A 20,249-nucleotide genomic window follows, 5' to 3' on the forward strand; every position below is an offset into this window, starting at 1 on the left:
CTACTCTTCTCCGCATACGCGGAGGTATTTCCTTCGATTTGTTATCTGTCTCAGACCACGGGAACTCTTCTCCGCATACGCGGAGGTATTTCCATGTCGAAGGCGGCGGCGGAGTTTATTTGTGACTCTTCTCCGCATACGCGGAGGTATTTCCTATGCGGAACGCAACGTTGTGCTGCGGCTCAACTCTTCTCCGCATACGCGGAGGTATTTCCGGCACCCTGTCCGGCACTCCGACCGCTGAGGGCTCTTCTCCGCATACGCGGAGGTATTTCCCGAAAATCGTGCCCATCTCAGACATGCTGGTGCTCTTCTCCGCATACGCGGAGGTATTTCCAAGTTCGCCGAGTTCCGTAAGTGGGCGGAAAACTCTTCTCCGCATACGCGGAGGTATTTCCATCGCGGAGAAAATCACCGAGTGGATCAACGGCTCTTCTCCGCATACGCGGAGGTATTTCCAACCCTGGGTCGTCTACCGCACTAACGGCAAGCTCTTCTCCGCATACGCGGAGGTATTTCCCTGTGCCCGGAAAGGCGCATGCCCCTCCAAGACTCTTCTCCGCATACGCGGAGGTATTTCCAACTTGCACTGCTCTAGCCTCCTCGAAATAAGCTCTTCTCCGCATACGCGGAGGTATTTCCAGGTTCTTCGAGTCCTTCACGGTCACCTTCGCCTCTTCTCCGCATACGCGGAGGTATTTCCCTCGCCGGTGTACCACGCCGCCATATCAACGACTCTTCTCCGCACACGCGGAGGTATTTCCAGTCCCGCGCCAGCCCCTTTTCTTTTTTCGAGCTCTTCTCCGCACGCGCGGAGGTATTTCCGTATAACCCCGCGCCGTTAAATCAGCAACAGCCTCTTCTCCGCACACGCGGAGGTATTTCCCCCAGCCGGGAGGAACGGGTTCGGCCACACGTCTCTTCTCCGCACACGCGGAGGTATTTCCACCGTGCAGTCCCCGGCGGATAAGCCACGCCTCTCTTCTCCGCACACGCGGAGGTAGTTCTCAGGTACCAAGCGTCAAGCTCGCCACCTACCTTGTGGCTCAGCCTTAACCCCCTACCGCTTTCGCAGCACCAGCACCAGGTTCGACACCGCGAACTCACGTAGCCCCGGCACGTGAACCATCCACCAGGCCCACCACGGGTGGTAACGCGGAAACGCGGCCAGCAGTTCACAGTCGCCGGCCTCCGCGGCAGCGTGCGCCCACTTCAAACCTTCACCGCAACCGACCTTGAACAGGGACTCGCCAAAGTAGTTCTTCGGCCGCTTGCCGTGCTTCTTCTCATACATGCGCCGCGCGCGGTCGCCACCCAGGTAGTGCGTCATCCCCATCTCGTGACCACCGAATGGGCCGTACCAAATGGTGTAGGAGTAGACGACCAGCCCGCCCGGCTTGGTTACGCGCAGCATTTCCTCGCCCATCGTCCATGGCTCGGGCACGTGCTCGGCAACGTTCGATGAGTATGTCAGGTCAAAAGCATCATCGCGAAACGGCAGTTCCAGCCCCGATCCGCGTACCGACGACTCCAGCTTGATACCTGCCGCCGCCATCTCGCCCACATCTGGTTCACAGGTGTAATATTCCACGCCACGCTGGGCAAATGCTCGGCCAAAGTACCCCGGGCCGCCGCCGACATCAAGGATGCGCTTGCCACGCAGAGAGGTATTCGTCGTAACGCTTGACGACGTGCCCACCGGCCTCCCTGCGCCCGGCGACTCCGCCGTACCAGCGGTGCCCGTCGCATCCACTGAACCATCCGCGCCAGCCGCGATGCTTTCTAGGAGGCCGATGGTGTCCTCGGCAAGGTGCCCGTAGAAGATATCGGGATCGGTTTGCTCGTATTTGAAGTCGTTGAGCAGACCGAATGAGCGCGACAGCGTAGCAAAGCTGCGCAGCTCTTTCAGAGCGGGCGGGACGATAAAAGCGGGAAAGCGAAAGCTGGTCACGTCAAACAATCTAATGGACTGGTTGGGTTTGGGAGTATGGATTTGAGCTAAAGCGGCAACGAAAGCCGCGCCGAGCGTTAGGCTCATATTGTTATGAAAATCTTATTGTTGTGTTGGCGCGACACTGGTCATCCCGAAGGTGGAGGTAGTGAGCGCTATTTGGAGCGCGTCGCAGGTTACCTTGCCGACCAAGGTCACACTGTGGTGTTCCGCACGGCCAGCTATGCAGGAGCACCGGCCCTTTCGCGTCGTGACGGCGTGACTTTCTCCCGCGCTGGTGGAGACTTCTCCGTCTACGTGCGCTCCTGGACCGCGATGCTGGGGGCTAGATTTGGCGTGGGGCCAATTGCCAAGGCGCTCGGCGGCAAGCCGGATGTCGTGGTCGATACCCAAAACGGTGTCCCCTTTTTCGCGCGGATTTTCTCCGGCGCGCCGACGGTGCTGCTGACACATCACTGCCACCGTGAACAGTGGCCAGTGGCGGGGCCGATTATTAGCCAGCTGGGGTGGTTCATCGAGTCGCGTCTGTCGCCGATGATTCACCGCCGCAGCCGCTACATCACGGTTTCCGAACCAAGTGCCGCTGAACTGGTAGAACTCGGAGTGTCGCCGGGGCGCATCGCGGTGATTCGCAATGGTGTGGACCCGATTCCGGAGGAATTGCAGTCGACCGAAATCATGGCAGACCTATCCGAGTGCGACGGTCCGGCACCGCATCTGGTGACGCTGTCGCGATTGGTCCCGCACAAGCAGATTGAGCACGCCATCGATGTGCTCGCAGATCTTGTGCAGGATCGTCCAGGTGCAATTCTCGATGTTATTGGCTCGGGATGGTGGCACGACAATCTCGTGGAATATGCCCGTGACAAGGGCGTTTCGGATCACGTGGTCTTCCACGGGCAGGTCACAGAGGCGGATAAACACCGCATCCTCTCCAAGTCGTGTCTGCATCTGATGCCTTCGCGCAAGGAGGGCTGGGGGCTCGCCGTCATCGAATCGGCGCAGCACGGCGTGCCGACGGTCGGTTACCGATCCTCGGCGGGCTTGCGTGATTCGGTCAACGACGGTGAAACTGGCCTGCTGGCCAGCGATGAAGCTGACCTGATTGCCAAGACACGACAGATTCTCGATAACGGCGAACTGCATCGCGCAATGTCCAAGGCCTGCGTCGCCCGTGCCGCGGAATTTGGCTGGGACAAGACCGGTGAGGCAGTTCTGAATGTCTTGGAAAACCCAACACTGGATAAGTTGCTACCTGCGGCGGGGCAGTAGCGCTTCCATTACTCCAGTCAGTAGCCCCGCCAGCAGCCCAGCGAGTAGGCAAAGAGTCCAGATTCCAAAGGCTGTCCACGCAGCTGCATAGGCCCCCTGGCTTGGTTGTGTGGCCGGCTCGATAACGCCGGGGACATGGTATAGCTGCAGGTCAGGTGTTTCATAGACGGGGTCTAACGCTGCCACAATGTCAGCGGAGTCGCCGAAGTTGCCGGGCGAATTCTCCACTAGGACCCAGCCAACGCCTTGGTCTCGAAGACTCTGGAGCGCAGACTCAAGCTCCTCGTGTCTCTTCGCACCACCGAGCAGCGTGCGCTCAACGGTTGTGGCTCCCTCGCCAGACACCGACTGCCCAGAGACAATCAGTTCGCCAGAGCTCACCACCGGAGCGGGCAAAATCTTCGTAGCCGGGTCGAGGACAGGACGCCCATTAATAATGCGGTAAGAACCGGCAGGTAGAACCGCAACGCGATCGTCGTCAAGCGCGACCACACCGGAAACCGCCGACCAGCCTTCCCATGACGGAATGGGGCGGAGTGGAGCGACATCGGCGGGCAGCGTGGGGACAGCGGCGATGATGATGAGCGCGCTGACGCCAGTAGCCAACCACTGGCCGATGTTGGCGGTGGCCCCGCGAGCGCGGCGTGCCAGGTATTCCGCACCGCTTGCGGCGAGGATGACATAGGCGGGGACGGCGAGCGCGATCCACTTTTGCGTATCACGAAGCAGGCCCGCGCCCGGGATGTGCTCCAGCGCCCAACCCATCATCAAAATGCCCGGCGTTGTTGCGGCGAGAGCGACGAGCATGATGGCCGTGGCGCCAGTGATAATCAGCCCCCGCCAGCGCTCTTGCGAATGCCAGGCACGACGGAATCCCAGACCCATAAGCACCAGGAGTGCCAGCACCATAATCGCCGAAAAACCAACCTCGCGCGTCAGTGGCACAGCCTGCTTATTCCAGATGCCACCCAATCCCAACAGGCTGCCGAGCGTGCCGACGTGTGCCTCTGCTCTGGCCGCAAATGCGGCAGCGCCAGTCGCATCGGAGGACCCAGCTGCACTCGGGTTCAGCAAAGATGCCACTAGCCACGGTGAACTGACCGCTACTGTTGTGGCCACAATCCAAGCGCGGTCGCGGCTATTGCGAGCGGTAACAATGCCGGTGATACCAGCCAAAAGGGCACCGGTCGGCGTGAGACCCGCAGCGGCAATTGCGCTGGTGCGCCACAAGGCACTACCCATCTGCGTTGCCAGAACAACTGCCGGAAGCAGCAATACGGCGATGACCAGTGACCACTGTCCCTGGAGCAAACGCTCGACCACAAACGGGTTCCAGAGCAGCATCGTCGGTGCAATCAGCTGGCTGGCTAAGCTCGGAGTCATGGGTACAAGGCCCGCACCGGATGCGCTACTGGTGCCCGAGCCGTGGCGAGTGAACCTGCGGGCGAGCTCAGCAGCTGCAAGACCACCAATCAAACAGGCGCCCACCATGCCGAAGCGCACCCAATGGCTGGCATCCACAAAGTAGCCCAGTGCCCACAGTGCGGTGTCCTGCGGAACAGCTCGTGCCGCAGCGGGGCCGAGTCCCAGGGCCGCGTCGGTAAGCGGTGGGTGATTGGGGATGACCATGTCGCGCAGCAGAAACATCGGTGCCCCAAAGCGACCATCGGCCGGGGCCTTGTGGGGCACAAAGAGCGGCCAGCACACGGCAGCGGTCAGCAGGAGAATCCACGACAACACAAAAACCCAGGCGACTCGCTCCGAATGAGAGTGAGCCGACTGGGTCAGAGTAGTGCGGAAACGTTGTGTCACGTGCCCTATATTAAATTATTTTTCGCTTTCCTCAGTGAAACTTAGGGTAAGCGAGAGCCTGTGGCACCGTAGTTTCGCGTCTTAGGCGGACTTGCTGCGAACACGGAAGCCAATCACGATGAGAACCAGGCCGAGGATACCGAGAATCCACGGTGCGACAGTGCCACCGATAGTCAGCGACTTACGGGCTTCCTTAGCGCGGTCCATCTGGCGGCCCTTGGAGCCTTCGTCCCACTGAGCGGTGTACTTCATCGCGGTACGGTTCTGCTCCTTGGCCTCCTTTTCACGGCCAGCCTTGGAAGCAATTTCTTCCGCTTCCTTGTCGTCCTTGGCGTAGAACATGAACATCTCTTCAGTACCGTTGACGATCACGCCAGAGGTCGGCTCGACGCGGACAGTACGGACGTTGGTGTAGTAACGATCCAGCTCGACGTCGTCGTCACCCTCCAGGCCCCACTTGTGAGCCGGGAAGCTCAGGCGCATGGAAGCCAGCGAGGACTTGTCAGCCTCGGTGAGCTTGCGGCCGTCGCGAGTGAAGTGCTCGGTCAGGGACTCGTAGAGGTTCTGCGGCGGAATGGTCATGGAGTACTTGTAAACCTTGACGCCATCCTGAGTTTCCTCACCGACAAAGTCAATCTCGAAGTTACGCATCGCCTGGACGTCGTAGTACGGGTAGGACTTCTTCTCAGCACCAAACGGGAACTGGTACTGGATGCCCGGACGGGTGAACGTCGGCGGCTTGGTGTCCGAACCACCCTGCGGTGCGTTAATAGCAACGCTGGAGATCGGGTCATCTACCGGGTACGCAGTGCTGCGGTCAACAGTGATGCGGTCGAGGGTCGCATTGATGAGGTTCTTCGGCTCTTCGCGGTCATCGCGCAGCAGAGTGGTACCGACCTGGAGAGTTGCAATCTTGTCGTCAGCCGGCTCCTCAATCTCAACGTGGCGCTTCGACTGCATCGGAGTCTTGTCGTTGATGAAGCAGTGGACCGGGAGATCGCGCTTCTCTTCGTCCGTCTCTGCCTTGCAGCGCGGGTCATTCTTGCGGTTTGGCGTTGGCTCATTCTTGCCCAGCTGGCTGGAGTCCAACAGAGTGCCGTCGCGCACCTCCGTGATGGTATCGCTCACAGTGTCAAGTGGGATGACCCGGAGGCGAGGCACCAGGAAGGTTGGCAGAAGGACGGCAATGACAATCAATGCAGCACCGATAATAATCAGTGCATGTCCGAGAGTTCTCTTCATCAGCGGATAGTCCTTTAACTGTACGTAACTTTCTGCTGCAAAACCTAGCAGGAAGTTAGGAGTTATGTGGTGTGTTTTTTAAAAATAACTTGTCGGGAAAACAAAAGAGTTTTGGAAAAACCGGCCTGAACAGGACTTATTTCATAATAAAATACAAGTGATTTTACTCATTCCGGTATCCGTGTAAGAAAGTACTATGACGTCCAAGGCATATGCGGCAGCGCCAAACGCTGGGCAAGACACAGTGTCGAGCTCTGTGCCGAACTCTACGCCGAACACTGTATCCAGCTCGGGATCCAGCACTGCATCGAGCTCTGCCACCACATTCCGCCCAGGCTTCCTGCCTTCGCTGGAGGGCCTGCGAGCTGTGGCTTCGATGGGCATCATCGGCACGCACGTCGCATTCCAGACCGGGCATGATGTGGGAGCCCTGTGGGAGCGCATCCTCGGCCGCTTCGACTTCTTCGTGGCCGTTTTCTTCGTGCTGTCCGGATTCCTGTTGTGGCGTTCTCACCGCTCGGGTTACGGCGGAATTCCCCGTCGTAAAGCATTGTCCGATGCCGACGGCGGACGGAAGAAGAGCTGGGCGAAGTACTACAAGAAGCGCGTCGCGCGCATTATGCCCGCGTACTGGGTGCTAGTGCTTATTGTGCTCATCGCACTGCCGGTGGGGCGCGGCGCGGATCTCAAGATTTGGCTAACAAATCTGACGCTGACACAGGTGTATTTCTCCGGCTCGCTGCACGGTGGGTTGACGCACCTGTGGTCGTTGTCGGTGGAGGTCGCGTTCTACATCTCGCTGCCGCTGTTTGCCATTGGGCTTAGCCGGTTGGACCCGCATCGCCAGCAGGGGCGCCGCATAGTGGCAATTTCCCTGCTTGCGATCTTGAGCTTCGGCTGGCCCTACCTGCCACTGCCGTACCCAGAAGGCGTTAACCCGCATATTCAGCCGATTGCCTACTTTTCCTGGTTCGCAGCTGGCATGATTCTCGCCGAGCTGGAATCGCTCCAGGGCGTCGATACCGATGCCGCCCGCGCGAAGGTGGAGACCATGCAGCGCTGGGCACGCCGCCGTTCGCTGTGGCTGGCGATCGCCGTTGGTGCGCTGGTTCTGGCTTCCTACCTGGGTCCCGAAGGGCTAGTCGAGCTCACCAACTGGGAATTCACCCGCCGCCTGCTGTGCGGTCTGGTCTTCGGTGCCGCCATCATCGGCCCCTGGACGATAGCGCCGGAGTCTCGCTTCCTTGAACACCCCATCATGCAGGCGCTAGGGCGCTGGTCGTACGGTATCTTCCTCTGGCACGTGGCGATGCTCTCCATTGCATTCCCGCTGCTTGGCGTGAAGCTGTTCACCGGACATCTGCTCAGTGTCACCATTGTCACGGTCGCACTGTCGATTCCGGTGGCCGCCGCCTCCTACGCGCTCGTCGAGGAACCTGCCCGCCGCTTCTTCGCACGCGTCTGGGTCAACCGCTAACGGCTTTTAATCAGCGGTGTTGTCGGTGTCGTCATCAGCACCGCCACCGGAAAGCATCGAGCAGCACGCCACGATCGTCAGCGCCGCCGTCAGCAGTAACTGAAGCGGCCAGCCGGCACCGGCGTAGTCATCCTTTGGCCATGGGTTCGCCGCCAGCACCAAGCCCGCAATCGACATCATCGCAGCAAGCGCCACAATTAGTGCATTTCGCACGTTCAGCCATGGTTTGACGACGTCCCCACGCTTCCGTGCCCAGAAAACCGCACCAAGGGTAGCGGCAACCACCACGAGGGCAACGACCACGCCAGGCCAGCTGGATACCAGGGTCACTGTCGCGGCAGCCGCAATGCCAATAGCCGCCCGCGGCAAGTCATTGCCCAGCGAAGATGCGGGAATCGGAGAGGTGAGAGCGAATCGTCGCCAAGCGAAAGCCAGCCCCACAGCGACCAGTGCGTACACAGCTGCGAGTGCGCCGCCTGCGAGGATTCCAGTACGCCAGGTCTGCTGCGGTGGATAGGTCAGCTCGACTGCACCACCAATTCCAGCCGGAATCGTCCAACCCTGCTGCCAACCAGAGACCGTTACCGGCTTCATGGGGGCACCTCCGACACGAAGCTCGTGGCCAGCATTGACAGAGATTGGCAACCACACGATGCGATCGTGGTCGGCAGCGTCAATAGGATTGTTCAGGTCGATTGGCGTGGCTTTCTGCTGCTCAGCTGACGGTGCGAAGTAGTCAGTCGAGGTGAGCGATACCCAATCGGACTTGGCATCGATGCGCCATGGCCCCGGCGAGAGCTCAATCTCTTCACCACAGGTCAGCCCGCGGTGATCAGAACCGTCACCGCGCTGGAGGCTGGCCCACGGGTCTCCGATGCTGCTGCGGCAGGTATCAGCATCGACCTTCACCTTTACCGGCTTCGGAACGGTGAACAGGCGCACCAGCGTGCCCTCGTGAATCTCCTGGCCAAAGACCCAACGCTGAGCCAGCGACGAGGAATTCGGTACCACCGGGACACGAACCGGCGTGAGGTCCTCCGCTATATCCTCGGCGGAAAGTTCCGCCTCTTCATCGGAATCGGGGTTGCTGGATTCGAATGCGTCGAAGCCAGTGTCCCGCTTTGGAATCACCAGTCCTAGCTCGGAGATAGCAAAGCCCACAGGAGCAATCTTTGCTGTGATGCGCAAAGATGTGGTCTTGCCGCCGGGCAGCGGAATGCGAGTCGTCTCACCCGGCACCAACTGTACGGAGCTGGAAGCCGTATCGGTCTGGATGCGCAGTTGCGCCGGAACGCGAGCACCGGTCAGGCTGAGCACTGCGTTATCGGTCGGTTCCTTCCACGACAGCTTGACCCACTCAGCCTGACTCTTGCCTGCCAGGGGTTCCCACCAGGTAGAGGTGTCGCCGTCGAGCATTGCGTTGACCGAGTGGTCAGCCGATGCACCACCGACGTTGTATGGCTCAGAGGCCGACGATGAAACCTCAATTGTGGCGCGACCCGTTGCTGTCTGTGTTAGCGGCAGTCCCGCGACGGGGTAGTCCGGAACGAGGTTGCGGACATATGAGTCCTCGTCTTCGGCCAGGATTGCCGACTCCGCTCCGACGACTTCACCATAGTTGCGGCCGCGGCGTGCGGGAGTGTCGGTGACAGTGCCGGCGTTCTTACCGGACAGGATGCGCACCGGGGCATCGGAATCGACCTCATCAAGCCGCGGGAGCACTTCAGGACCACCGGCGACCAGCGGCACCTGTGTAGTGTCCACCAACCGCGGCGAAAGGGCGTGATTGCGCAGCTCCTTCGGGCCCGCGCCCCAAATCTGGATAGCGGTATGGCCGTCCTCGTCCGTGAACTCCGCCACCTTTTCCATGGTCGGGGAGTCCTGCAGCGTGGAGGTGATGGCGCGCAGCGAATCGCCCCTCGAGGTAACTCTCAAGTCGTGGCGGACCAGCACATAGCCGATGCCATTGTTGCGCAGGGTGGCATCCAGTGCCGGTACCTCGCGGCCCCGAGTCAGCGAATCGCGCAGACCGTCGAGGCCGCGAATCGCCTCTGGGGGCACTAGTGGCACGGTATCGCGGACGGCCCAAGGCACGTCGGCAAGCGGCTGGAGCGGTTCGTCGCGAGTATTGCCCCATGTCTGATCAGCAAACGGCGATGATGGCACCACCAGCGTGCGGGTGTCCTCGCCCTGCTCATTCAGCCAGTCGGCAGCTTCGTGCCAGTAACCCGGAACCTCGGAAAAACCGCCTGCCGGAGCGAGGCGTGCGCTCCACGTAGGTGCGGTGGCACTGGCGATAACCACCAGAACCAGCATCGATGCGATAGCGCGCGGGTGCTTCTCAGGGTGCAGCCACTGCTGCCAGCCAGTGGCTGTTGAATCGCTCGCCGTCTCGTTCTTGTGCTCGTTCGCCGGCTCTCGCCACGGCCATGGCAGCTGGGCTGTCGCATGAGCGAAGCCGATAACAAGTGGCAGACGCACAATAGTGTCAAATTTGTGCAGGTTGCGCACTGCTGCGAGCGTGGAATCGAGCACCTCTCGAGCCGATTCCCACGCCAGTCCGAATGGCTCCGTCCAGGCCGCCATGATGACAAGCCCGATGAGCAGCATCATCAGCCACATTCGACGCAGCGGCAGCGAGCGCATGACCAAGCCAAGTAGTCCAATCGCCGCTACAGCCAGGGTGGCGTAAATGAGAATGGGCTCCGCGACCAGCGCATTTCCGCCGACTCGTTCGAAAGAGACAAACGGTGTCCACGAGGTGGAACCGCGGAGTGTCTCGCCGAGACTCAACCAACGAGTGGTCACACCGGAGGACTCGATGTAGTCCGTAAACGGTGGTGAGTACTTGCCCAGCAGCAGTAGCGGCACAATCCACCACATGCTGACCGCTGCACACGCAGCCAGCCAACCGCCGAGCATCGCCCACGCACGCCCGCGACGAGGCCCCGTAAAAGCGAAGAAGAGCAGCATCAGACCTGCGGGGATGCAAGCCGCCGCTGTACTGACCGCATTGACCGCGCCAGTGCACAGTACCGCTAGACCGGACAGCAATACGGCACGGGCAGTCGCACGCCAGGGCAGTTCCTCGCGCCGGGCTGCGACCCGCAGGAGCGGAAGCAGAATCCACGGTGCCAGCGCGACGGGCCAGGTCTCGGACGAAATCGCGCCCAACGTCGTAATCACACGCGGCGACAACGCGTACAACAATGCCGCCAATACGCGAGAGGTATGCGTGCCGACGTTTATAGCTTCGGCCACGCGATATGCGCCGGTAAAAGCCACGCAGAGAGTAAGGCTCCACCACAGCGCCTGAACCAGCCAGCCGGGCGCTAGGACATCGGGCAGCAAACTAAACAGCGCGAAGAATGCGCCCTGTGGAAAGAGATAGCCATATGCCTGGTTTTGGAGCTGTCCCAGCGGCATGGTGTCTGACCACATGTTGAGCGAGGCGGACAAAAACCCGATGGGGTCTTCTGTCAGGTCGTGCTTTGTGTCAGCGACAGTCTTGCCGGGAGACTGGATGAATGCCAGCAGGCACAGCAAAGCCCACCAAGGTACAAGCACGCGCTTACGCGCTCGAACAAAGGTGGGCATAGCTTTAAAGGAGGGTTAGCGTTAAAAACTTAACGCTGACCGTACTCGACACCGCCAAGCAGAGCGTCATCGGTGGAAACAGCCTGTGCTTCCGGAATTCGGTCTTCGGTCAGAGCCTGGCCGATGCCGAAGATAGCGGCACCACCGAGAAGGGCGCCAATGAGCGCCGAGGCCAGGGCAGGGCCAACGCTACGACGCTGCTCGGAATCAGTTTCGTATGCCATGTTGAGGACTCCTCGTGTGCATTAAGTCAATACTGTTTATAAAACTACACTCTGTGACTTCTGTAAACCAGTGGAACAGCTGGGATTCTCTCCCCGCCTTGAATTTTGAGCGGTTTCAGCGGTCATTGAGTTTTCTTAGTTGAGAGATTAACCCATTTTCTATCAGCTAAGTAAGTTTTTAAAAATTTTCTAGAAATTATTCCTTTTCCCCCGGAACGACGAGGACCGGGCGGCCAGCATTCTTCAGCAACGCGTCAGAGGTCGAGGCGGTGAACAGACCACGCAAACCAGTCACACCACGAGTGCCGGAGATAATCACGCCCGCATCGAGGTCGTGAGCTGCATCGACGATGGCCGACCAGATAGTAGTTTCCGTCTCTACCAAGTAGGGCTCCGCGACGAAGCCAGCCTCAGCGGCAATCTGTACACCCTCACGGCAAATACGGACGGCCTCGTCGTGAGCCGGATCGCCGTCTTCAGTCGTGGCATCCCAGTCGGGCTGCATCATGCCAGAGGCGCCAGCAGTGCGCGCTGCAGCGCGCTGCAGGGGTTCCCAGGCAGTCAGAATGTAGGCCTTCTTAACGCGCAGCAGTTTTCCGGCGTAGGCCAGCGCCCGCTTGGCTTCGTCGGAGCCGTCATAGGCAATGAGCATGGAATCAGAAATCGGTTCAACCATTTTCAGTTCAATCCTTACGTCAGAGATAGCCGAAAGACTGTCAATAGATACAGAAAAAGAGATGTCGCTGTAGTCCAGGATAGGACAACAGCGACATCGAGTACGTCAATCTTTAAAGCTACTCCGAACGAGCGGCTTGAATCAGATAGAGAGTCATTAACAGAAAGCGGTAACGTCCACTGTTATGGCAGCAGAACAAAATCCAGGGCAACCTCAATCAAAAGTTCCTGGGTCCTCGAAGAACGCCATTGCACTCGGCGTCCCCGTCCTTGTCATAGCCGTAATCGTTGCGGCGCTGAACTTGCGACCGAGTATCGCGTCGATCGGTCCGGTGCTCGATCAGCTCCTCTCCGACCTCGGCGCATCCTCCGCCTTTGGTGGTCTGATTACGGCCATTCCGGGGCTCGCGTTTTTCGCGATTGGGTTGTCCGCGGTGTCCGTCGGCAAGCGGATGGGCTTAAGCGGCGCGCTTACACTGTCTGCGACGTTGCTATTTGTCGGCCTTGCGGTGCGCCCGTGGGTGAGCAGCATCTGGCTATTGCTGTTGTTTACTGCGTTATCGGTTGCGGGCATTGCGCTGGGAAATGTGCTGCTACCTGCGTGGATTAAGGTGCACGGTGGTCGCCATACGGTCGTGCTGATGATGCTGTACTCCAGCATGATCGCCCTCGGCGGTGGACTGGGGCCAGCGACGGCATTTTTGATTAGCGATTCTCCCGAGACATCTGCAGGTGGTATCGAAATGTGGCGCTGGGCGCTTGCCGCATGGGCAATCACCGCCCTGGTGCAGCTCGTCGTGTGGTTGCCGCTGCGTGCACGCATCGGATTCGACTACCCGAAGGCGCCGGTCAGTGCCTCGGCAAGCACACCAATCTGGAAGTCACCGACAGCCATTGCACTGGCAGTTTTCTTCGGCGTGCAGTCGATGAACGCCTACGTGCTCATGGGCTGGATGCCGAAAATGCTTATCGACGCAGGTATCAGCGTAAACATAGCCACTGCAGCGTCCATGATTGTTCAAGGGTTGGGCATCATCGGCGGACTGCTGATGCCGCCGCTGATTGCACGGCTCCGCACCATGTCCTACGTCGCCTTTGGTCTCGGCTGCCTTTTCTTCCTCGGGTACGCGTTGATGATTCTGATCGACCAGCGGGGAGCGGCGGAAACTGGTGTTGGATACGCGATTGGGGCTGCGTTCCTGCTGGGCGTGGGTGGTTTTTGTTTCCCCATGGCTATCGCGCTGATTCCGGGCCGCACGCGCAGCCATGAGCTGACCGCGCGGCTGTCCGGCTTCGTGCAGCCAATCGGCTACATTTTCTCCGCAGTCGGGCCATTCCTGGTGGGTGTGGCCGCTGGAACGACGGAAACGTGGACACCTATTCTGGTCGTACTGCTTGGTACTACGGTCGTGCTTGCAGTGCTTGGGCTGGCTGTCGGTCGGCCAACGTACATTGATGACGAACTGGCCGACCGAGGTATCGGTGAAAAGAAGCCGGGGCGTATTCAGCTCGACTGAATTTAGGGGAGTTAGCTCCACTGCATTTGAACCCGGGCCAACTTAGCTTTGAACCTATGACAAAGAAAAAGAATTTAATCGCGCTGGCCTGGAGTTTTATTCTCGGACTGCTGTTCATTCCGGGTTTGATTGCCTCTGTTGTGCTTCTGCCGTGGATTCCGCTCATCGGCCGAGGTGCCGACTGGCTCTCTCGCTGGGTGGCATCGTGGTCCGGCACCCCGATTGCCAACCGCGTGACCAATCGTTGGTTCGACATCCGCAACTTCGTCAACTTGCTCGTCCAGTTGGCCATTGGCTTTGTCACCTTCACAGCGTGGGTCGGCGGCGGCTTCACTGTCGGTGTGCTCTTCGCTGCACCTTTCCTGGTTGATGAAGTGCAGTTTTTCAGCTGGACTCTGACGGACCCAACACAGAAAATTGCTGTTGCCTGGGTTTTCGCCATCCTCTTTTTGGCGCTGACCATCGCCATCAACTTCGGTGCCGGCCTGCTGTCCATTTGGCTCTCCCGCGTCATCCTCGCACCATCCAGCGAAGAAGTTACCCAATCCCGCGACGTGCTCATTGACTCCTTCTCAGGCGAGCGCCGCCGCATCGAACGCGAGCTTCACGACGGCCCTCAGCAACACCTGACCGCCTTGAAACTCAACATTGCCGCTGCTCGCATGGGTAAGACTGAAGAAGAGGTAGCCGAGGCGCTCACCGCCGCCGATAACAATGCAACGCAGGCGCTTGCACAGCTGCGCTCGGTGGTGCTTGGCATTGCTCCGCCGGTACTGTTTGAAAACGGTCTGGTGGCAGCAGTGGAGGAACTGGCCGCGCACTCCGGAATGCAGGTAGCCGTCCATGAAGATGGTGTCTCCGACTTCGGCCCGCTCGATGAGACCACAGCGTTGCTGGCGTACCACTGTGCAGCGGAAGCGTTGACCAATGCCACCAAACATGGTCACGCCGACAGCGCCGAGATCACTCTTGCGGTTCAGGCTCCAAAGAAGGCGCTCGTGTCCCATCTCGGTACGCTTACGGTCACCGTGCGCGACAATGGCGTAGGCCTGGAAGCACCATCGGGGGCGGACGCTGTAGACCTCGTAAAGCATGACGATGGAACCGGCATTGCAGGCCTGCGGGAACGGGCGGCAGCGCTCGGTGGCACCGTGTCGCTCACCAACGCCGACGGTGGTGCCGAATTGCGGTTGGAACTGCCCGTTCGCCAAGGAAGGACACGATGAAAATACTGCTGGCAGAGGACTCCGTACTCCTGCGCGAGGGGCTAACCGGCCTGCTGCGGGCGCTGGGGCACGAGGTCGTCGCCGTCGGCGATGCGGATCAGCTGCTCGCCACCGCCGAAGGGCAAGCGTTCGATGTCATCGTCACCGATGTCCGGATGCCGCCGAACATGCGTGACGACGGACTGCTCGCGGTCTCCACACTTCGCCAGGACAACCCTGACCAGCCGGTTGTGGTGCTCAGTCAATACGTAGCGGCCAGTTATCTGGATCGCCTGCTGCAGCATGGTGGCTTTGGGTACCTGCTTAAGGAACGCGTCTCGGATGTCGACCACTTCGTCGCAGCACTGGAAGAAGTGCGTGGTGGTGGTACCGTGGTTGACCCTGAAGTGGTCGCAACGCTGCTTACTGCAAAGCAGGACGGCATCGCCGCGCTGACCCCGCGCGAGCGCGAAGTGCTCGACCTGATGGCGCAGGGGCTTAGTAATAAGGAAATGGAAAAGCGCCTGGTGCTGACCGCTGGTGCAGTGAGTAAGCATGTGGCGAATGTGTTTTTAAAGCTCGGCTTCCAGCCGGAGGATAGCAACCGTCGTGTTAAAGCAGTGTTGCGGTGGCTGAGATACACTGCACCGTCGCCGTCGCCGTCGTCGTCGCCGTCGGCTTAGGTTGCGCCCCTGAATCAGCTCCATACCCACGCAAAAGCCCCCGCGCCGACTCCTTCGAAACGGGAGTCGGCGTGGGGATTATGGGTAATTGGTGCTACTCGGATATAAGAAAGGCGAGGGTGGAAGCCTCGTCATCGACGAGACGCAGGCTCCGACCGTGCGGTTGATCTACCAGCTGTTCCTTGATGGGATAGCGATCAGTGAGATTAAAACCGAGCTCGCTGCCCGCAAGATTCTCACCCCGCGCGGGAAAGAAGTGTGGTCAACCTCGACAGTGTGCTCCATCCTGTCCAACGAAAAATACAAGGACGACGCCCTGCTGCAAAAGACGTTCACCACCGATTTCCTTACTAAGAAGATGAAGGTCAACGAAGGCGAAGTACCCCAATACTATGTATCAGGTAATCATGAGCCGATTACCGAACCGCGTATCTGGGATCAGATGCAATACGAACTCGCCACCAGGCATGGCAACATATAGTCAGCGAAAGTCGGGTTGTTCTCCACCCGGCTGGAATGTGCTCGGTGTGGGGCGTGGTATGGGCGTAAAACGTGGGCGTCGAACACGAAATGCAAAGACGCAGTTTGGCAATGCAACCATAAATACACAGACGAACATCCCTGCAGCAGCGCGACGGTGAAAGACGAGCAGATCGAAGCGCTGATTGCGGAAAACCAGCGGTGTGCGCTCGACCAGGACGCCTGCCAATCCGCGTACGCCGAACTCGATACTACCTACCGTAAGACGCTCGCACGTAGAACAAGCCTGGAAAAAGATATCGCAGCGAACACCGCCAAGCACGCCGCCATCACCACAACCCTGAATGATCTGACAGGGGAACCTGTGAGCGAGTTTCACCCCGCACAATGGAGCGCACTTATCGACCACGCCATTGTCACCGAGGACGCGATCCGGTTCGTGTTCCGCACCGGTGAACAGGTGAGGATTGCCCTGAAAGGGTGATGTTCGTATCAGTTGACGTGCACAGTAGACACACCTCCCAGAAATATAGTAAGGTTAGGCATGCCTAAGAAGGATGGTGCTTACGTGAACGAAAGTGCAACGGATCGGGTTGTTGAAGGCGAGTATGGGTCGGCGAAGGAAAAATCAGTCGCTGGCCAGAACGCGATCCGTCAGCTATCGCAGCCGGTGAAAGGCAAACTGTTTATCGCGCAGGCCTTAACGTTCGCCTCTGGGGTGTTGGCTATCGCACCCTATGTGGCTTTGGTGGAGCTGGGAGCTGCGCTGATGCAAGACCGGGTGGACCCGGCGCGGGTGAACTGGATCGTGATGCTCCTTGTTTCTGCTTACATGGCGCGGTTGACTTTGTATTTTGTTGCGTTGGGCGTGACGCATTTTATTGACCTGTCGTTGCGTAATCAGATGCGTCGGCAAATTGCCGCCCGAATGTCGACTGCTCCGCTGTCGTGGTTTACCCGCGAGGGCGAAGGGAAGATCCGCAAGACCATTCAGGATGATACGGCCACGGTGCACACAGTGATCGCACACGGGCCGATCGAGAAACTGAACGCAATCGTCTCCCCGCTCGCCTTGTTGGCCTATGCGTTCGTGGTGGATTGGCGGCTCGCTCTGCTGTCGATTGCGACGATTCCGGTTTATGTGGGCATGTATGGCATGTCGATGCGTGGGATGAATGAGAAGACCGCGGAAATGGACACCAAGCTTGCTCAGGTTTCGGCAACGATGGCCGAGTTCGTTGCCGGTATCTCAGTGGTGAAAGCGTTCGGCAAGGTTGGCCAAGCACATAAAGCCTATTTAGATGCAGCTAACGAGTTTTCTAAGTTCTACCGGGCGTGGTGTATGCCGCTGGTGTCGATGTCGGTCGCCTCATTTTCGTGGGTGTCGATCCCGGTGTTGTTGATCGTGAACCTTGGCGGTGGCGCGTTGATGATGAACGCCGGTTGGGTGAGCATCTACGAGGTGATAGCGACGACGTTGATTGCCTTGGTGCTGCCGGGAGCGTTGATGGCAGTCGCAACCATCGCCTGGTCTTATCAGCTCGCAGGTTCAGCGGCAGTACGGCTGGTGAATGTCATGGAGCTACCGGCGTTGAGTCAGCCCGATGCGCCACAGACACCACACGGTCATGATATCGAGATTCGGGGTGTGTCGTATGCCTATGACGACACCCAGGCATTAGACGAGGTGAGCCTGAGCATTCCGGCAGGCACGGTGACCGCGCTGGTTGGCCCGTCGGGTGCGGGGAAGTCGACGTTGGCGAGTTTGATGGCCCGCTTTGATGACCCGGACGCTGGCACGATCACCATCGGCGGGGTTGATCTAAAGAGCATTTCCCAGGATGTGTTGTATTCGACGGTCGCATTCGTCCTGCAAGATGCACAGCTTATTCGCGACACCATCCACAACAACATTGCCCTGGGCGCGCGAGACGCAACCTTGGATCAGGTGCGGCAGGCGGCGAGAGCAGCGCAGATCGACGAGTTCATCATGAGCCTGCCAGATGGTTACGACACTGTGTTGGGGGAGGACACCCACGTTTCGGGCGGGCAGGCAGCCCGTATCGCGATCGCCCGGGCGCTCATGGTTGATGCCCCAGTGTTGGTGCTGGACGAGGCGACGGCGATGGCGGACCCGGAATCGGAATCGAAAATCCAACAAGCTCTCTCGACTCTTGCCAAAGGCAGAACCGTGATTGTGATCGCCCACCGACTGGCCTCGATCAGGGGCGCGGATCAGATTGTCGTCATGGAACGCGGGGGCATTGCTGTGGTCGGTAAACACGACGAGTTGTTGGGTAATGCGCACTATCAGGCACTTCTTGCCCAAGGTGCATGCGAGGAGATGACACGATGAATCAACTATTGCTGCCACGCTTTAAGCGTTTGATGGAACCCGCCTCGTGGCGAGACCTTTCGGTTGGTCAAGCGTGGGGTGCGGTCTCAGGACTGTGTCACGGCTTTGCCCTGCTCGCGCTACTCCCTGCAGCAAGCGCCTTGGCGACCGGAATGCCGGTGTGGGGGCTGTCGTTTTGGGGCTGGCTCATCGCCTTGGCGGTGTTCGCGGTGCTGGGCGTGGGCACGGAGTTTTATGGCATGCGCACCGGCTATATCGGCGCGCTTGGATTCATTCACGACGTCCACCAGGCAGTAGGTAACAAAGTAGCCCGCCTACCGTTGGGAGTGTTCGATTCGGGTAGCTCTGGACGGCTGTCGCGCATGGTCACCCAGGAAATGATGAACTTGGGCGAGTCGGCGGCACATTTCATTTTCTCTCTCGTCCAAAAACTCTCGGCCGTGCTGGTGATCACTGTGGGAACCTGGTTCTGGGATTGGCGGCTGGGACTGACCTTGACGATCGCGTTCCCGATCATGCTTGCCTTCCTCCATATTTCCCGTGTGCTTCTCGATAAGGGCAAGAAGGTTTCCGAACCAGCCGAATCGGAGCTGGCGGCTCGCATGGTCGAATTCGCCACCTGCCAAGGCGCGCTGCGCTCCTGCCATGTCGCCGACGACTACCCGGCCCTTGATCGGGCATTCAAACAGGCTGACCGCAAGGGTCGCAAAGCATTGTGGATCGAAACACTAGCGAACCTGATTAATGGGATGTTCGTTCAAGCGCTCATTGTGGTGATGATCTGGCTGACCGCCCAACTCGCCCTCGGCGGGCAAATGAATGCGCTGAACGCCGTGGTCACAATCGGCATGTGCCTGCGGTTCACCACCATGCTCCAAGACATCGGTGGCTGCATGACCGGGCTGGAAGAACGCCGCCAGCAGATGAACCACGTCGACAAGGTCATGGATGCCCCCGAACTGTCCGAACCCGATGCCTCTACACCGATAAACGCCCCTGGTGATGTTCGTTTCGAGGACGTCACCTTCGGCTACGATCCGGACACCCCGGTTCTCCGTGATATTTCCTTCCATGTCCCGCAAGGTGGCATGTGTGCCCTGGTTGGTCCATCTGGGTGCGGGAAGACGACGATCGCCCGGTTGGTTGCACGTTTCTGGGATGTGCAGTCCGGCAGCGTGCGCGTTGGCGGAGTGGACGTGCGCGAGCAGACCACCGAAGATTTGATGCGCCAGGTGTCTCTTGTCTTCCAAGACGTCTACTTATTCAACGACACTCTCGAAGCCAACATTCGCCTTGGCAACCCAGAAGCCACCGATGAAGAAATCAGGTGGGCCGCTGACCTGTCGGGCGTGACGGAAATCGTCAACCGCCTCCCAGATGGCTGGAATTCATTGGCGGGTTCTGGCGGGCGTGCACTGTCAGGTGGGGAACGGCAACGCGTCTCTATCGCTCGCGCCTTGGTGAAGAAGGCCCCGATCGTGCTTTTCGATGAGGCCACCAGCGCATTGGACGCGGAAAATGAAGCCAATATTGTTGCGGCGATGAATGAGCTACGCAAGCACTCCACGCTGATCGTGATCGCCCACAAACTTGAAACCATTCGACAAGCTGACCAAATTATTGTGCTCTCCCACGGTGGGCGTATCGCCCAGCGCGGGTGCCACGACGAGCTGGTCAACCAGCCGGGTCAATACCGCGATTTCTGGCAAGAGCGCATCAACGCAGGCGGATGGCAACTCGTCTAAACACAGCGCATAT

At 59.2% G+C, this 20,249-nt stretch carries 15 protein-coding genes; 9 read left to right on the top strand and 6 right to left on the bottom strand.

Annotated features, from left to right (window positions below; genetic code table 11):
- Positions 1 to 1,060: 1,060 nt before the first annotated feature.
- Positions 1,061 to 1,951: a class I SAM-dependent methyltransferase gene (locus HMPREF2547_RS06925; RefSeq protein WP_246819646.1), complete on the bottom strand. Its 891-nt coding sequence runs from the start codon at positions 1,949 to 1,951 to the stop codon at positions 1,061 to 1,063.
- A gap of 93 nt (positions 1,952 to 2,044) precedes the next feature.
- Between HMPREF2547_RS06925 and HMPREF2547_RS06930 the strand changes: the two genes are divergently transcribed.
- A complete protein-coding gene (locus tag HMPREF2547_RS06930) occupies positions 2,045 to 3,223 on the top strand; it encodes a glycosyltransferase family 4 protein (RefSeq protein WP_070605301.1) in 1,179 nt (392 codons plus the stop codon).
- Here the strand turns inward: HMPREF2547_RS06930 and HMPREF2547_RS06935 are convergent.
- Complete coding sequence (locus HMPREF2547_RS06935; RefSeq protein ID WP_070605304.1) at positions 3,203 to 5,035, bottom strand: MmpA family trehalose lipid delivery protein; 1,833 nt, start codon at positions 5,033 to 5,035, stop codon at positions 3,203 to 3,205. The genes HMPREF2547_RS06930 and HMPREF2547_RS06935 overlap by 21 nt on opposite strands.
- An 81-nt stretch (positions 5,036 to 5,116) precedes the next feature.
- Complete coding sequence (locus tag HMPREF2547_RS06940; RefSeq protein ID WP_048734381.1) at positions 5,117 to 6,277, bottom strand: cell envelope lipid trafficking protein PgfA; 1,161 nt, start codon at positions 6,275 to 6,277, stop codon at positions 5,117 to 5,119.
- Positions 6,278 to 6,473: 196 nt separating this feature from the next.
- Between HMPREF2547_RS06940 and HMPREF2547_RS06945 the strand changes: the two genes are divergently transcribed.
- Complete coding sequence (locus tag HMPREF2547_RS06945; protein ID WP_049171762.1) at positions 6,474 to 7,754, top strand: acyltransferase family protein; 1,281 nt, start codon at positions 6,474 to 6,476, stop codon at positions 7,752 to 7,754.
- A gap of 6 nt (positions 7,755 to 7,760) precedes the next feature.
- On the opposite strand, the gene HMPREF2547_RS06950 is transcribed toward HMPREF2547_RS06945, so the two are convergent.
- The 3 genes from HMPREF2547_RS06950 to HMPREF2547_RS06960 form a co-directional block, all read right to left on the bottom strand.
- Complete coding sequence (locus HMPREF2547_RS06950; RefSeq protein ID WP_070605306.1) at positions 7,761 to 11,351, bottom strand: alpha-(1->3)-arabinofuranosyltransferase domain-containing protein; 3,591 nt, start codon at positions 11,349 to 11,351, stop codon at positions 7,761 to 7,763.
- Between the two features lie 29 nt (positions 11,352 to 11,380).
- A complete protein-coding gene (locus tag HMPREF2547_RS06955; protein WP_005510537.1) occupies positions 11,381 to 11,575 on the bottom strand; it encodes a DUF2613 domain-containing protein in 195 nt (64 codons plus the stop codon).
- A 196-nt stretch (positions 11,576 to 11,771) separates the two neighbouring features.
- Positions 11,772 to 12,251 carry a universal stress protein gene (locus HMPREF2547_RS06960; RefSeq protein ID WP_005510532.1) on the bottom strand — a complete coding sequence of 160 codons (480 nt, stop codon included), beginning with the start codon at positions 12,249 to 12,251 and terminating at the stop codon, positions 11,772 to 11,774.
- Positions 12,252 to 12,435: 184 nt separating this feature from the next.
- Here HMPREF2547_RS06960 and HMPREF2547_RS06965 point away from each other — a divergent pair, with 184 nt between their 5' ends.
- From HMPREF2547_RS06965 to HMPREF2547_RS06995, 7 genes are all read left to right on the top strand, one after another.
- Positions 12,436 to 13,767 (top strand): MFS transporter, encoded by a 1,332-nt coding sequence (locus HMPREF2547_RS06965; RefSeq protein WP_083296873.1) that lies wholly within the window; start codon positions 12,436 to 12,438, stop codon positions 13,765 to 13,767.
- A gap of 56 nt (positions 13,768 to 13,823) precedes the next feature.
- Positions 13,824 to 14,993, top strand: a complete 1,170-nt coding sequence (locus HMPREF2547_RS06970; protein ID WP_070437227.1) for a sensor histidine kinase — start codon at positions 13,824 to 13,826, stop codon at positions 14,991 to 14,993.
- On the top strand, positions 14,990 to 15,655 hold the full coding sequence (locus HMPREF2547_RS06975) for a response regulator transcription factor (protein ID WP_070437225.1): 666 nt from the start codon (positions 14,990 to 14,992) through the stop codon (positions 15,653 to 15,655). Before HMPREF2547_RS06970 ends, HMPREF2547_RS06975 begins: the two co-directional genes overlap by 4 nt.
- Positions 15,656 to 15,746: 91 nt before the next feature.
- Positions 15,747 to 16,136: a recombinase family protein gene (locus HMPREF2547_RS10990; RefSeq protein WP_070429408.1), complete on the top strand. Its 390-nt coding sequence runs from the start codon at positions 15,747 to 15,749 to the stop codon at positions 16,134 to 16,136.
- Between the two features lie 15 nt (positions 16,137 to 16,151).
- Positions 16,152 to 16,619: a recombinase zinc ribbon domain-containing protein gene (locus HMPREF2547_RS11000; RefSeq protein ID WP_224433374.1), complete on the top strand. Its 468-nt coding sequence runs from the start codon at positions 16,152 to 16,154 to the stop codon at positions 16,617 to 16,619.
- Positions 16,620 to 16,703: 84 nt separating this feature from the next.
- On the top strand, positions 16,704 to 18,491 hold the full coding sequence (locus HMPREF2547_RS06990) for an ABC transporter ATP-binding protein (RefSeq protein ID WP_070437316.1): 1,788 nt from the start codon (positions 16,704 to 16,706) through the stop codon (positions 18,489 to 18,491).
- Positions 18,488 to 20,236, top strand: a complete 1,749-nt coding sequence (locus HMPREF2547_RS06995; RefSeq protein WP_070437222.1) for an ABC transporter ATP-binding protein — start codon at positions 18,488 to 18,490, stop codon at positions 20,234 to 20,236. Before HMPREF2547_RS06990 ends, HMPREF2547_RS06995 begins: the two co-directional genes overlap by 4 nt.
- Positions 20,237 to 20,249: the final 13 nt, after the last annotated feature.

Source organism: Corynebacterium sp. HMSC055G02 (assembly GCF_001809065.1).
Classification (GTDB): domain Bacteria; phylum Actinomycetota; class Actinomycetes; order Mycobacteriales; family Mycobacteriaceae; genus Corynebacterium; species Corynebacterium jeikeium_D.

Coding starts and splice junctions, on each gene's coding strand:
- HMPREF2547_RS06930 (WP_070605301.1), top strand. CDS start 2,045: ATGAAAATCTTATTGTTGTGTTGGCGCGACACTGGTCATCCCGAAGGT.
- HMPREF2547_RS06940 (WP_048734381.1), bottom strand. CDS start 6,277: ATGAAGAGAACTCTCGGACATGCACTGATTATTATCGGTGCTGCATTG.
- HMPREF2547_RS06945 (WP_049171762.1), top strand. CDS start 6,474: ATGACGTCCAAGGCATATGCGGCAGCGCCAAACGCTGGGCAAGACACA.
- HMPREF2547_RS06950 (WP_070605306.1), bottom strand. CDS start 11,351: ATGCCCACCTTTGTTCGAGCGCGTAAGCGCGTGCTTGTACCTTGGTGG.
- HMPREF2547_RS06955 (WP_005510537.1), bottom strand. CDS start 11,575: ATGGCATACGAAACTGATTCCGAGCAGCGTCGTAGCGTTGGCCCTGCC.
- HMPREF2547_RS06960 (WP_005510532.1), bottom strand. CDS start 12,251: ATGGTTGAACCGATTTCTGATTCCATGCTCATTGCCTATGACGGCTCC.
- HMPREF2547_RS06965 (WP_083296873.1), top strand. CDS start 12,436: ATGGCAGCAGAACAAAATCCAGGGCAACCTCAATCAAAAGTTCCTGGG.
- HMPREF2547_RS06970 (WP_070437227.1), top strand. CDS start 13,824: ATGACAAAGAAAAAGAATTTAATCGCGCTGGCCTGGAGTTTTATTCTC.
- HMPREF2547_RS06975 (WP_070437225.1), top strand. CDS start 14,990: ATGAAAATACTGCTGGCAGAGGACTCCGTACTCCTGCGCGAGGGGCTA.
- HMPREF2547_RS06995 (WP_070437222.1), top strand. CDS start 18,488: ATGAATCAACTATTGCTGCCACGCTTTAAGCGTTTGATGGAACCCGCC.